A 13,618-nucleotide genomic window follows, 5' to 3' on the forward strand; every position below is an offset into this window, starting at 1 on the left:
GTCTCAGTTTCCGCCCGTGTGGGCGTCGCTGATGTGTGTTGCGATCAAATGCTCGATCGACCGGTCACCGAAGACCGAGTCCTTGTCGGCCACCCGCAAGCCGAGCGCGTGGAGGATCTTCCGCTTGGTGTCGAGCCTGCAGGTCTTGCCCGCCTCGACGCGATCGATGGTGAGAGTCGAGAGCCCGGCTTTCCGGGCCAACTCTGCCTTGCTCATCATGAGCGCCTCTCGAACTCGCCGAACTTTGTTCCCAGACACTGAGACCCTCCGTTACGCCCGACGTGAAAATCGAGTTCCGATCGGCGGGGCGAAAACACGACTTGAGGCTTCGCGACCCTCACCTAGGCGTCAGCCGCGCGCAGCGCGCGGGACGCCTCAGAACTCGTCGCCAGCGTCCTCCCCGACTCGATCCTCTTCGGTGTAATCGCCGTCACGTTCTTCCACAGGAGGCGCGGCCGTCGCGCGCGAGGGCGTGGCAGGCGCGGCCGCGCTGGCCGGCAGCTCGCTCCAGTCGACGGCGAGCGAGTAACTCTGGGTCGTCTTCCCGCCGTACGGATCGGACACGCGAAGCTCGATCGGGTACACGCCCTTGGCGCTGCCGGGCACCTGCCAGCTGACGCGGCCGCTCACGATGTCGACCGCCATTCCCGGCGGGCCCTCGACCAGCTCGTACTTCAGCGGGCGGTCGCCGTCCGGATCGCGCGCCGCCACCTCGTAGTCGTAGCGGCTCGAGCCGGACAGCGTGTAGTTCGGCTGCGTGGTGATCTCGGGCGGCGCGTTTCCGATCGTGAGGGGAGCCGACGCGATCCAGTCGCTCTCGGCAGTTCCATCGCTGCCGCGGACCTGCAGCACGACGACCTCGCCGCGGTGGCCCGCGCCGGGCTCGAGCCGCGGGCCCTCGCTGTCGCCGATCGGCTGGCCGTTGCGCAGCCAGCGGTAGCTGAGCTCGACCGGATCTCCGTCCTCGTCCCGAGCGTCAACCTCGGCCTGCAGCAGGTCGAGCGCGGTCGCCCGCATCGGCGTGATCGCGACACGCCGGATCGACGGCGGAGAGTTCGCGACGATGATCGCCCCGGTCTGGTGGGTCACCTCGGACCGTCCATCCGACGCGTAGACGATCGCGTAGACCCGGTCGCCGCGCGCGAAGCTCCCCGCGGGAACGTCCGCCCCGTCCAGGTCGGCGACCCGCTCGGAGTTCCGATACCACTCGATCTCGAGCTTCACCCGGTCGCGGTCCGGGTCGCTCGCTACGATCGCGAGCGACATCGGCTCGCTCGCCCAGGCGCCCTCGGGCTCGATCTCGGCGGAGATGATCTCTGGCGGCGAGTTCTCCGCCCCGCGCGCGGGCGCTGCGCGCCCCGTCACCGCTCCGCTGGTGCTGGCGTGATCGCTGTCGTCGCCACACGCTACACAGAGAAGCGTGATCGCCGTCGCGAGGATCCGCTTCATGCCGCCCCCCATCGGAAGTCCGAATGCTCCCGCTTGGATCAGCTATCGGAGCCGGGAGGAAGCGGATTGAGCGGCTCGATCCCGTACTCTTTGAGCTTGTACTGCAGTGCGCGTGCGGAGATCTCGAGCAGCAAAGCGGCTCGGGTTCGATTTCCAGCGGTGCGGGCGAGTGCGAGGCGGATCAGTCGCTCCTCGAGTGCCCTCCCGCGCCGTTTGATGGACAGGTCTTCCGCGGGGTCGGCATCGGCGCCGGCCGCGGGGGCAGTCGGCGCGGAGCTCGGCTCGGGCCGTGCGACGAAGGGAAACAGCTCGGACGTGATCCGTGACTGGCTGGCGAGAATCAGCGCGCGCTCGAGCGTGTTCTCGAGCTCGCGCACGTTTCCCGGCCAGGCGTAGGCGACGAGCGCCGCGACGGCCGCCCGATCGAGCGGCTCGATCTGCTTTCCCATCCGCCGCGAGAGCGCCGCGAGCAGCTGGTCCGCGAGCGCCGGAACGTCCTCGGGCCGCTCGCGGAGCGGCGGGACGTGCAGCCGGAACACGTTCAGGCGATAGAAGAGAAAAGCGCGGAACGTGCCCGCTTCGACCATCGCCTCGAGATCGCGCGCGGTCGCTGCGACGATCCGCACGTCGACCGGATGCGACTTCGAGGCGCCGACCGGCCGCACCTCCTCCTCCTGGAGCACGCGGAGCAGCTTCACCTGCGTCGAGAGCGGAAGCTCGCCGATCTCGTCCAGGAAGAGCGTCCCGCCATCCGCTTCCCGGAACATGCCTCGCGCCTCGCTGTCCGCCCCGGTGAACGCGCCGCGAACGTGCCCGAAGAGCTCGCTCTCGATCAACGACTCCGCGATCGCCCCGCAGTTCAGCGCCACGAACGGCTGGTCGGCCCGATCCGAACGGCCGTGCACCGCGCGCGCGACGACCTCCTTGCCGACTCCGCTCTCGCCCGTCACGAGCACCGTCGTCTTGAACTCGGCGGCGCGCTCGACCAGCTCGTAGATCTCGCGCATCGCGGGCGACGCAGCGACGAGCGCGCCGTCCACGCTGCCGTGGCCGAGCTCGCGGCGCAGCTGACGGTTCTCGCGCCGGAGCCGCTCGCGCTCCTCCGCCTTTCCGATCGCGAGCAGCAGCTCCTCGGCTTGGAACGGCTTGGCGAGGTAGTCGTAGGCGCCCTTGCGCACCGCTTCGAGCGCCTGCTCCACCTGGCCATACGCGGACATCATCAGAACGGTCGCATCGGGCTGCGCGCGGATCAGCTCGGGCAGGATCTCGAGCCCGCTTCGCCGCGGCATCCGAACGTCGCAGAGCACCAGGTCGAAGCGCTCGACGCGCGCCGTGGACAGCCCCTCGTCGCCGTCTGCGGCCCTGCGCACCTCGTAGCCCTCGTCTTCGAGGATCAGCCCGAGGCTCGCGCGGATCCCGCTCTCGTCATCGATGATCAGTGCGCGGCGCTTGGACATCTCCGGCTGGCGTATCGGCCGCGGGCAGCACCAGTCTGAAGCAAGTCCGCCCCGACTGACTCGTGACTTCGAGCCTTCCCCCGAGCAGCTCCGCGATCCGGTGCGCGTTCCAGAGCCCCAGTCCGGTCCCCTCGTCGGGCCCCTTGGTGGTGAAGAACGGATCGAAGATCCGCGGCAGGTCCTCGGGATCGATTCCGGGCCCGTCGTCGACCACCTCGAAGGCGACGCCATCGGGAGCGCGAAGCTCGAGATAGCTGGCGAGCTCCGCGTCGCCGCTTCGCCGGGACGGTCGCGACGGTGCGTGGCCGGAACGAGCCGCGAGCTCGATCCGGCGCCCGCCGCCGGCGCGCAGCGCGTGGGCCGCGTTCTCGATCAGATTCACGAACACCTGCTCGATGCGGCGCCAGTCGACCTCGACCTCGGGCAGGCCCGGCTCCACCTGCACATCGAGCTCGAGGCCCGCGAGCAGCGGCTGGGGTCGCATCCTGCTGGCGACCCGCTCGACGAGTGCGCCCGGCTCGACCCGCTCCAGCAGCAGCGCTTCCGGACGCGACAGATCCAGCATCTCGCGCACGAGCGCGCGAACGCGCAGCGCCTCGTCGGCGATCAGCTCCGCCAGCTCCCGAGTGCGCGGCGACGCGGTCTTCTCGCGCCGACACACCTCGGCGTAGCCGAGGATCGCCGCGACCGGGTTGCCCACCTCGTGCGCCACACCCGCCGCGAGCTGGCCCAGGCTCGCCAGGCGCCGGCTCCGCGAGAGCGACTCCTGCGCCCGAAGCAGCGCCTCGCGTTCGAGCTCCAGCGACTCCGCCATCTGGTTGAAGCCGCGCGCCAGCTCCTCGAGCTCCGCGGGCCCGTGCTCGGCGATTCGCGCGCGCAGGTCGCCCTCGGCGATCCGCCGCGTTCCCGCGGCGAGCAAGGCGAGCGGCGACACCACGCGGCGGCGGAGCAGCCAGGCGCCGAAGCCGACGAATCCGATCGTCGCGATGAACAGCAGCCAGGCCGCCGACCCGATCACCGGCGCGAGCCTTCGCCAGATCTCGTCTCCGCTCGCGCGTCCGACCAGGAAACCCGTCTCGCCCGCCGGCGAGCGCAGGCGGCGCACGAGCGTCAGGTCCCCGCCGACCAGGCTGCCGAGCTCGACGGCTTCTCCGTCTTCGCGCGCGAGCTCGAGCAAGAGCTCGAGGCGCTCGTCCGCGCGCGCGCCCGGCACGGCGAATCCGGGTTCACGGCCCCGCTCGTCGAGCACGCGGAACTCCCCGCCCGAGAGTCGCGGCCCGCTCGCACGCACGGTCGCCGCCAGGTCGCCCAGGCGCCGCGCGCCGCCGTCGAGCGATCGCTCCAGATGGCGCGCGCCCATTCGCAGCCGCTCCAGCGCGTCGTCGCGAAGCGCGCGGAGCGAGAGTCCCGTCATCACGACCGCGACGATCGCGAGCCCCGCGAACATCATCACGAACAAGTTCGCGACGATCTCGAGCTGAACGCCGCCCCGCAGGGTCAGCCGACGTCGACCAGCCGCGCCCATAGCCTCGGCTCGAACAAGAACACCAACCCCGCGATCGCCAGCCCCGGCCCGAAGGGAATCCGCGTATCCATCCCCTTCTTCTCGATCAACAGCTTCGGAATCCCGTACGCAAGCCCGATCACCGACCCCAAGAAGATGATCCCGATCGCCGCAGACGTCCCCAGCAGACTCGCGAGCATCGCGACGAGCTTCACGTCGCCGAAGCCCAGCCCCTGCTTTCCCCGCAGGCGCGGGTAGACCTCGGCGATCAGCCAGAACGCGCCGCCCGCGATCAGAACCCCGAGCGTCGCGTCCTTGAAGCCGACGCCGAGCGAGGGCGCCGCGATCGAGATCAGAAGTCCCGCCGCGAGCCCGGGAAGCGTGATCCAGTTCGGGATGATGTAGTGATCGATGTCGATGAAGATCACCGCGATCAGCGCCGACGCGATCGCCCACTCGATCAACAGCCTTCCCGACGGCCCGTGCGCGGCGAGCAGCGCGGCGAAGAGCGCGCCGGTCAGCGCCTCGACGAGCGGATAGCGGATCGAGATCGCGACCCCGCAGGCGCGGCAGCGCCCGCGCAGGAACAGGTACGAGAGGATCGGCACGTTGGCGAACGCGGGGATCGCCGTGCGACAGCCCGGACAGCGCGAGCCGGGCCAGAGCAGCGATTCGCCGCGCGGCAGCCGCCAGATCACGACGTTCAGGAAGCTTCCGATGCAGGCGCCGAGTGCGAACGCGACGGCCACGAGCAGCGGGAACGGAGCGTCGAGCTCGTCCATCGCCAGGACGTTAGCGCGGGCTAACGGAAGTCGCGCCGCTGGAACAGCAGCACCGCGCCCGACATGAGCACGAACGAGTAGAGCCAGGCGTAGAGCGCCGCACCCGCCACGCGCGCGAGCTCGATCGGGCGCCCCGCGCTCGCGTCCGCCTTGATGTCCAGGCGGTCCAGGTTCGGCAGCGTCCAGTAGAGCGCCTCGAGCAGCTCCTTCAGGCCCGGCAGATCGGACTTCGAGCCGAAGGCACGCAGATCCGCGAGCAGGTGCCCGATGATCCAGACTGCGATCGTGAACATGCCCGATAGGTACGGCGTGGTGAAGCTCGAGAAGAACATCGCGATCGCGGTCACCAGCGCCAGCTCGCAGTAGATCAGCACGATGCTCCAGACCAGGCCCATCTCGAAGATCGCGCCGGTCCAGACCAGCACGCACAGAAAGCACGCGCTCATGATCCCGACCTCGACCGCGAGCAGGGTGAGGAGCCCTGCGTACTTGCCGAGCAGGAACTCCCAGCGGCGCACGGGCTTGGCGAGCATGGTGTAGACGGTCTTCGTCGAGAGCTCCTTGTGTACCAGGTTGATGCCGACGAAGATCGCGATCAGCACGCCGAAGAACGCGATCGAGGAGAGCCCGACGTCGCGGTAGATCCGGTCGTCCTTTCCGATCTGGATCTGCGCGAGCAGGATGGAGCTCGCGATCATCAAGCCTGCGAAGAGCAGCAGGTTGTAGAGCAGCTTGTCGCGCACCGCCTCGCGGTAGGTGTTCGACGCCAGCACCCAGATCCGCCAGAGCGAGCTCATCGCGACGCCTCCTGGCGCAGGCCTTCCATCAGCAGATCCTCCAGGCTGCGCCGCTTGGGCACCAGGCTGCGCACGCGGCCGCCGCAGGCGCGCACACGGTCGAGAGCCTTCTCCGCCGCGGACTCGTCGCCGAACTCGAACAGGAAGCGGCCTCCCTGCACGACCGCGCGCTGCGCACAGCTTTCGAGCTCCGCGTGCAGCTCCTCGCCGATCGCCTCGACCACGAGCTCGGCTCCGACCATCTCCTGGCCGAGCAGCTGGTCGAGGTAGCCCTGGGTCACGATCCGGCCGTTCAGGATGATCGCGACCTGATCGCAGATCACCTCGGCGTCCTCGAGGATGTGCGACGAGAAGAAGACGGTCTTGCCCTCGTCGCGAAGCGACAGGATCAGGTCGCGCACGTCCTTGCGGCCGATCGGATCGAGGCCCGACATCGGCTCGTCCAGGATCACCAGATCGGGGTCGTTGATCAGCGTCTGCGCGAGCCCCGCGCGCTGCCGCATTCCCTTCGAGTAGCGGCGGATCTGGCGGTCTTCCGCGCCGGCGAGGCCGACGCGCGCGAGCAGCTTCGGAATCCGCTCGCGCCGCGTCGCCTTCGGGATTCCGAGCAGCGCTCCGTGGAAGTCGAGGAACTCGCGGCCGGTCAGGTAGTCGTGGAAGAACGTGCCCTCGGGCAGGAAGCCCAGCCGCGCGCGGCTCATCGGGTCCGACACCGGCAGACCGTGCAGCCACGCATGTCCGGCGCTCGGCAGCATGAGCCCGGTCAGGATCTTGATCGTGGTGGTCTTTCCCGAGCCGTTGGGCCCGATGAAGCCGAAGATCTCTCCCGCCTTCACCTCGAGGTCGATGCCGCGCACGGCCTCGACCGCGCGCATCCAGAAGCCGGTGCGGTAGACCTTCCGCAGTGCGCTGGTTCGGATCACGACGAACTTCCCTCCCTGGGCATGTTCAGCTTCATGACCTCGTAGTCGAGGTCCGTCTTCGCGCGGCCGTCCGACAGCGAGTAGCTGCCACCGTCGGGATCCCGAGGAGCGGCGTCGAGCACTCCGGACGCCACCAGCTCCGCGATCGAGACCGGTTCGCGGGAATTCGCGGCGCGGAAGCGCTCGATCGCGGCATCGATTCGTGCCAGGTCGCGATTGATCCAGATGTCCCGGTAGCGCTTCTGGAGCTGCTCGCGGATCTCGGGAGTCTCCTCGTTCGCGAGCCGCGCGGCGATGAACTGCATCGCGGTCGAGGGATCGCCCGCGTGCGAATAGAGCCGGCTGATCAGGAACTGCAGGTACTGCGGGCCGCCGAGCGCGAAGGCGCGCTCCAGGTGCTTCGCGCCGAGCGCGTGCTCGGACTTCTCCATGAAGTACTGGAAGCCGAGCAGGAAGTGGATTCGCCAGTAGCTGCTGATCGCCGCACCCTTCTCGAGCAGGCGGATCGCCGCGTCCGGATCCTTGCGCAGGCCGCCGAGCACCGAGGCCATCACCACGTAGGCCGAGTCGAACTGCGGATCGATGTCCGTGACCAGATTCGCCAGGCGCTCCGCGGAGGGCCAGTTGGCGGCCGTGGCGTTCTCGTCGCCGACGTAATAGACGGTGCGGATCCAGAACAGGTCGGCGACCGCGCGCTCGAAGCCGAGCGAGGCGACGCGCAGGACGTTTCCGTCGGGAAGCACGCCGACCTCGCCGTCGGGCGCGACCTGGCCGAAGCGGCTCTCGAGGCGCAGGTTCGCATCGTGGGCCGCGTAGCCGGCGAGGATCGCGATGGGCAGGAGCAGGAGCTCGAGCGGAATGCGGGCGAGTCGCGCGACCATCACGCATGCAATCGGAGCCGCCCGCGAGCGTCTTAAATGAAAAGGGGCCCGGCGGGAGGGCGAACGCCGTCCCGCCGGGCCCGATCGAAGCAGGGCGAATTAGAACGTGTTGCGGCCCATGTCGATCTCTTCGCAAGGCGCGACCTGCGCCAGCACCGAGACCACCGCACCGGTCGCGTCGACCGCCACCGGGCCCAGGGTGCCGCAAGCGGCCGTCGTGAAGCTGCCCGGCGCCGGCGCGAGGCCGGTGATGTCGGGCTGGTTCAGGCCCCAGCTGTTCAGGTTCGTGTCGCCGTCGATGTCGGCCACCGCCCCGACCACGAACTGGTTCGACGAAGCCGGCGAGGCCACCACCGCCGAGGCGATCTGGGTCTCGAGCTGGTACGTGTAGTACACGTCACCCTCGGGCTCCCAGCCGATCCAGCAGAAGCCCGGGTCGCCCGCCGTGAACGCCGACAGCGGCGCGGGGCAGCCGGCCGCGTTGAACGGGACCTTCAGCTGGCCACCCATGGCCGCCGGGGTCTCCGGGAAGTCCAGGTAGCTGCCGGCATCGGCGAAGTACGACTCCTCGGCCGTGCGGATGCCCGCCAGGTTCACCTTGCTCTCGCCGGCCTTCGCGCGAAGCTGGAACTTGATGAAGTTCGGGATCGCGATCGCGGCCAGGATGCCGATGATCGCCACGACGATCATCAGCTCGATCAGCGTGAAACCCTCACGCTTCTTCATGTTGCGAATCACAGAGTGCATGCTTTCTCCTTGGCTTTGTACTCGAACTCGAAATCGGAGCCCGGCTCCTGGGCTCCACTGCCCGAACGCCGGGCTGACCGGGGCAGGAGCAAGGGCCGTGCCCGGGCCGACCTGCACTCTCGAGCGCGCGCAGCTGCGCGGGCGATCGATGCGGAGTCGCTGGCATCGCCGCACCCGGGCCGCGTCGATCCCGGAAAGTGTCGCCCGTCACCGGGTGACGTTTTGCGAGGGCCCTGGTGACGAGGAACGTCACCGAAGGCCGCGTCACTGCGGCTCGGGATCTTCCATCTGGAGCTTCTCGAGCCGGTAGCGCAGCGAGCGGAAGGTGACGCCGAGCAGCGACGCCGCGCGCTTCTTCACGCCGCCGCAGCGCTGCAGCGCCTCCTGGATCAGAGAGGTCTCGTAGGCGGCCAGCAACGCGTCGAGCGAGACGCCCGCCTCCGGAATGCGCTTGTCGGGCCCCTGCGCGGCGACCGGGCGCCGTACGCTCTCGGGCAGACACTCGAGCGTGATTCGCGAGGTTCTCGCAAGAGTCACCGCGCGCTCGACGATGTTCTCGAGCTCGCGCACGTTTCCGGGAAACGCGTAGGCCTCGAGCGCGGGCAGGACCTCCGGCTCGAGCTCGCGTACGTCCTTGCCGAGCTCGGCTGAGAACTTCTCCATGAAGTGGTGGATCAGCTGCGGCAGGTCCTCGATGCGCTCGCGGAGCGGCGGCAGCGAGATCTCGATCACGTTCAGGCGGTAGAAGAGATCCTCGCGAAAGCGCCCCTCGCGGACCTCCTGCTCGAGGCGCCGATTCGTCGAGCAGACGATGCGCACGTCCACGTGCACCTCGCTCGTGCCGCCGACTCGCTGGAAGGCGCGCTGCTGGATCGCGCGCAGCACCTTCACCTGGAGCGAGAGGTCCATGTCGCCGATCTCGTCGAGGAAGATCGTGCCGCCGTTTGCGACCTCGAAGAGCCCCGGCTTGTTCGCGGAGGCGCCGGTGAACGACCCCTTCACGTGGCCGAATAGCTCGCTCTCGAGCAGGTTCTCGGGAATCGCGCCACAGTTCACCGCGACGAAGGCGGCGTCGCGCCGCTCCGACAGGTTGTGGATCGCGCGCGCGATCAGCTCCTTGCCGGTGCCGCTCTCTCCGGTGATCAGGATGTTCGCGCGGGTCGGCGCGATCTGGCGCACCAGCCCGAAGATCTCCTGCATTCGCGCCGTCTTTCCGACGATCGTCGGGATCGCGCTCTGATCGCGGAGCTGCAGCCGCAGGCGCTGGTTCTCGTGCGCGAGCTCGCGCTTCTCGAGCGCCTTGTCGACCACCAGCCGGATCTCGTCCACCGAGCAAGGCTTGGTCAGGTAGTCGTAGGCCCCGTGCTTCATCGCCTCGACCGCGGACTCGGTGGTGCCGTGCGCGGTGATCAGGATGACGGTCGTCTCGGGGGAGAGCTCGCGCACCCGGTCGAGAAGCTCGAGGCCCGACATGCCGGGCATGCGGACGTCGCTGATCACGAGATCCCAGTCGTCGCTTTCCAGCGCGACCAGCGCCTGGTCCGCCGATCCGCACGTGGTCGTCTCGTGACCGTCGCGCTGCAGCAGGATCCCCAGGAACTCCTGCATGCTCGTCTCGTCGTCCACTACCAGGATCCGCGCCACACACCCACTCCTCGAAGCCGGATCGGAACCGCTCGTCGCGCGCTTGAGATCAGGCGCGGGGCAGGAACACGCGCACGGTCGTGCCCTTGTCGCGCTCGCTTGCCCCCGCGATGCGCCCGCCGTGCGCCTCGACGACGCGCTGCACCGTCGCAAGGCCCAGCCCCGTGCCCTTGGGCTTGGTCGTGAAGAACGGCTCGAAGAGTCGGTCGAGCGCCTCGGGCGCGAAGCCGCAGCCGCGATCCTCGACGCAGATCTCGAGCTCGGAGTCACTCGCGCACTTGCGCGCGCGCACCCGGACCACGCCGTCCACCGGCTCGCTCTCGGCCGCGTTCCGCACCAGGTTCCAGAACACCTGCCGCAGCTGATCCGAGTTTCCGAGCGCGCGGAGCCCCGGCTCGATCGACGTCGCGAGCTCGATGCCGCAGGCGGCGTCGCGAGCGAGCAACGCACCAAGCTCCTCGAACAGAGCCACGAGCTCGACCGGCTCGAAGCGTCCGGGGCCCGGGCGCGCGTAGGTCAGGAAGTCCGTGACCAGCCGGTTCAGCCGCGCGGTCTCGCGCCGGACGATCTGCGAGAGCGTCTGCGAGCTCGCGTCCCCGCTGGGCAGGTCCGCGGTCAGAAGCTCGATCGCTCCAGAAAGCGACGCGAGCGGATTCCGGATCTCGTGCGCCAGGCCCGCCGCGAGCTGTCCGATCGCGCCCAGCCGCTCGCTGCGCCGCAGCTCCTCCTCCATCTCGACCACGCGCGTCAGGTCCTGGAAGATCGCGATCGCGCCGTCGCTCTCGCCGCCCGGGTCGCGAAGCTCCGAGAGCGACATTCCCAGATGGAGCCTGCGGCCGTCGCGCCGGTCGAACCGGACCTGCATCCGCTCCTGCTGGCTCGGCGCGGCGATCGGCCCGAGCGCAGGAAAGAGCTCGGCCAGAGTCCGCCCGATCGCCTGCGAATCGGCCCATCCCGTGATGCGCTCGGCTTCGCGGTTGAACGAGCTGATCCGGCCGTCGCGACTCACCGTGAGCAGTCCGGACGAGACGTTGTCGACGATGCGGCGGTGGATCTCTCCGAGTTCGTGGAGCTCGCGGCGCCCGGCCTGGACCTCGACGGCCAGCCGACGCGCGAGGATCGCGACCGCGAGGAACGCGAGCGCGTGGCCCAGCACCGAGGTGATCGCGCCCTGCGAATCCAGCCCGGCCTCGCCTTCGAAGCTCGGGAACCAACCGGACGCCGGACCCCAGACCACGACCGTGTGCGCGACGATGGCGCTCACGCACGCCAGCAGCGCGCCGCGCGAGCCGAGCGTGAGTGCCGCGTAGACGATCCAGATCAGGAACAGGAAGCCGAAGATCGACTGCGCGCCGCCCGAGCAGTACACGAAGCCGGAGATCAGCGCGGCGTCGCCAGCGAGCTCGAACAGGTGCACGCGCGGCGACCGGCTCCAGGCGGTCAGCGCACCGTAGGCCAGCGCCAGCAGGAATCCCGCCAGCACCAGAGCGTAGAGCGCCTGCAGTTCGCGCTCCGAGTAGGCGTCCGCGCCGCGCACCTGCGTCAGAACGCAGAGCGTGAAGATCGCCGCCAGCGCGGCGAGCCTCGTCGCGAAGGCGCTCGCCGGGAGCGCCGTGCGTCGCGACGTCTCCGGCATCCGCGCTAGTTGACGACTTCGGCGATCTTGAAGATCGGCAGATACATCGCGACCAGCAGCGAACCGATCGAGCCGCCCAGCCCGACCATCAGCAGCGGCTCGAGCAGGGACGTCAGCGCATCGACCGCGGTGTCGACCTCGTCGTCGTAGAAGTCGGCGATCTTTCCCAGCATCGCGTCCATGGCGCCGGTCTGCTCTCCGACCGCGATCATCTGCACGACCATGCCCGGGAAGACCTTCGAGCCCTGCAGAGGCTCGGCGATCGTCTTGCCCTCGGCGATCGATCCCTTCGTGCGCAGGATCTCCCGCTCGACGACCACGTTGCCCGCGGTCCGCGCCACGATCTCGAGCGCGTCCAGGATCGGCACGCCCGAAGAGAGCATGGTCGAGAGCGTGCGCGAGAAGCGCGCCACGGCCACCTTCTGCAGCAGGCTTCCGAAGATCGGCGTCTTCAGGAACACGCCGTCGAAGAACGCGCGGCCTCCAGGCGTCGCGTAGACGCGCTTGAAGACGTACGCGACCACGACCACGCCGGCGATCATGTACAGGATCCAGCTCTGCATGAAGTGCGACAGGTTGATCACCATCTGCGTCGGAGCGGGAAGCGCGCCGCCGAAGTCGGCGAACATCTTCTCGAAGACCGGGATGACCTTGACCAGCATCAGAACCACGACCAGCGCCGCGATCACGGTGACCGAGGCCGGGTAGACCATCGCGCCCTTCACCTTGCGGCGCAGCGCCTCGTTCTTCTCCAGATACGCCGCGAGCCGGTTCAGGATCGTGTCGAGGATGCCGCCGACCTCGCCGGCCGCGACCAGGTTCACGTACAGGCGGTCGAACACCTTCACGTGCTTGCCGAGCGCGTCGGAGAACGTCGCTCCGCTCTCCACGTCGGACTTGATCTGCAGGATGATCTTTTTGAAGGCCGCGTTCTCCTGCTGCGTTCCCAGGATGTCGAGGCACTGCACGAGCCGCAGACCGGCGTCGATCATCGTCGCCAACTGCCGGGTGAACATGACCAGGTCCTTGGTCGTCGGCTTCTTCTGCAGCGCCGGGACGATCTCGGAGAGATCCTTGGCCTTCGGCTTCACCGTCGTCGGCGTGATCGCCTGCGCCCGCAACGTGGCCATCGCCCCGTCGACGTCGTTCGCGACGATCACGCCCTTCTTCGCGAGACCGTCCCGCGTCTTGCCCGCCCAGTTGAACGTCGGCATATGCCCTCCCGCTTGCGCGGCTAGCTCGCCCTCTGCCTCGCGCGGAGACCTGCGTTTCCGCTCGAGATGATGTTCTGCAGCTCGTCCGGATCGGAGCTGCGGCTGATCGCGTCCTCGTGCGAGATCAGGCGCCGCCCGTACAGATCGGCGAGACACTGGTTCAGCGTCTGCATGCCGAACTTGTCCTGCCCGATCTGCATCTGCGAGTAGATCTGGTGGATCTTGTCCTCGCGGATCAGGTTGCGGATCGCCGGATTCGGAATCATCACTTCCAGGCCCATCACGCGCCCGCCACCGTTCGCGCGCGGGATCAGCGTCTGGCTGATCACGCCCTCGAGCACGAACGAGAGCTGGGTGCGGATCTGCGCCTGTTGGTGCGCGGGAAACACGTCGATCACGCGGTTGATCGTCTGCACGCAGGAATTGGTGTGCAGCGTGGCCAGGCACAGGTGACCGGTCTCCGAGAAGGTGAGCGCCGCCTCGATGGTCTCGAGATCGCGCATCTCGCCGACCAGCACGACGTCCGGGTCCTGGCGCAGGATGTAGCGCAGCGCGGCCTTGAAGCTCTGCGTGTCCGCGCCGAC

General features: G+C 68.8%; 13 protein-coding genes. All 13 read right to left on the reverse strand.

Features of this window, described 5'->3' with window-relative positions; translation table 11 throughout:
- Nucleotides 1-3 precede the first annotated feature (3 nt).
- On the reverse strand, nt 4-258 hold the full coding sequence (locus FJ108_01785; GenBank protein MBM4334630.1) for a helix-turn-helix domain-containing protein: 255 nt from the start codon (nt 256-258) through the stop codon (nt 4-6).
- A gap of 117 nt (nt 259-375) precedes the next feature.
- Nucleotides 376-1,449: a hypothetical protein gene (locus tag FJ108_01790; GenBank protein MBM4334631.1), complete on the reverse strand. Its 1,074-nt coding sequence runs from the start codon at nt 1,447-1,449 to the stop codon at nt 376-378.
- Between the two features lie 38 nt (nt 1,450-1,487).
- Nucleotides 1,488-2,906 (reverse strand): sigma-54-dependent Fis family transcriptional regulator, encoded by a 1,419-nt coding sequence (locus FJ108_01795; GenBank protein MBM4334632.1) that lies wholly within the window; start codon nt 2,904-2,906, stop codon nt 1,488-1,490.
- Nucleotides 2,875-4,431, reverse strand: a complete 1,557-nt coding sequence (locus FJ108_01800; protein ID MBM4334633.1) for a HAMP domain-containing histidine kinase — start codon at nt 4,429-4,431, stop codon at nt 2,875-2,877. The genes FJ108_01795 and FJ108_01800 overlap by 32 nt, the downstream gene beginning before the upstream one ends.
- On the reverse strand, nt 4,404-5,192 hold the full coding sequence (locus tag FJ108_01805; GenBank protein ID MBM4334634.1) for a prepilin peptidase: 789 nt from the start codon (nt 5,190-5,192) through the stop codon (nt 4,404-4,406). The genes FJ108_01800 and FJ108_01805 overlap by 28 nt, the downstream gene beginning before the upstream one ends.
- 20 nt (nt 5,193-5,212) lie before the next feature.
- Complete coding sequence (locus FJ108_01810; GenBank protein ID MBM4334635.1) at nt 5,213-5,989, reverse strand: ABC transporter permease; 777 nt, start codon at nt 5,987-5,989, stop codon at nt 5,213-5,215.
- Complete coding sequence (locus FJ108_01815; protein MBM4334636.1) at nt 5,986-6,912, reverse strand: ABC transporter ATP-binding protein; 927 nt, start codon at nt 6,910-6,912, stop codon at nt 5,986-5,988. The genes FJ108_01810 and FJ108_01815 overlap by 4 nt, the downstream gene beginning before the upstream one ends.
- The gene (locus tag FJ108_01820; GenBank protein MBM4334637.1) at nt 6,909-7,793 is read right to left on the reverse strand and encodes a hypothetical protein; all 885 of its coding nucleotides are present in this window, start codon (nt 7,791-7,793) and stop codon (nt 6,909-6,911) included. Before FJ108_01820 ends, FJ108_01815 begins: the two co-directional genes overlap by 4 nt.
- Before the next feature lie 99 nt (nt 7,794-7,892).
- On the reverse strand, nt 7,893-8,519 hold the full coding sequence (locus tag FJ108_01825; protein ID MBM4334638.1) for a prepilin-type N-terminal cleavage/methylation domain-containing protein: 627 nt from the start codon (nt 8,517-8,519) through the stop codon (nt 7,893-7,895).
- A gap of 285 nt (nt 8,520-8,804) precedes the next feature.
- Nucleotides 8,805-10,184, reverse strand: a complete 1,380-nt coding sequence (locus FJ108_01830; protein MBM4334639.1) for a sigma-54-dependent Fis family transcriptional regulator — start codon at nt 10,182-10,184, stop codon at nt 8,805-8,807.
- Nucleotides 10,185-10,233: 49 nt separating this feature from the next.
- A complete protein-coding gene (locus FJ108_01835; protein ID MBM4334640.1) occupies nt 10,234-11,820 on the reverse strand; it encodes a PAS domain S-box protein in 1,587 nt (528 codons plus the stop codon).
- 5 nt (nt 11,821-11,825) lie between these two features.
- Nucleotides 11,826-13,034 (reverse strand): type II secretion system F family protein, encoded by a 1,209-nt coding sequence (locus FJ108_01840; GenBank protein MBM4334641.1) that lies wholly within the window; start codon nt 13,032-13,034, stop codon nt 11,826-11,828.
- A 20-nt stretch (nt 13,035-13,054) separates the two neighbouring features.
- Nucleotides 13,055-13,618, reverse strand: a 564-nt coding sequence (locus tag FJ108_01845; protein ID MBM4334642.1) for a type IV pili twitching motility protein PilT, incomplete at its 5' end; no start/stop codon positions are given.

It is taken from the genome of Deltaproteobacteria bacterium, assembly GCA_016875225.1.
Classification (GTDB): domain Bacteria; phylum Myxococcota_A; class UBA9160; order SZUA-336; family SZUA-336; genus VGRW01.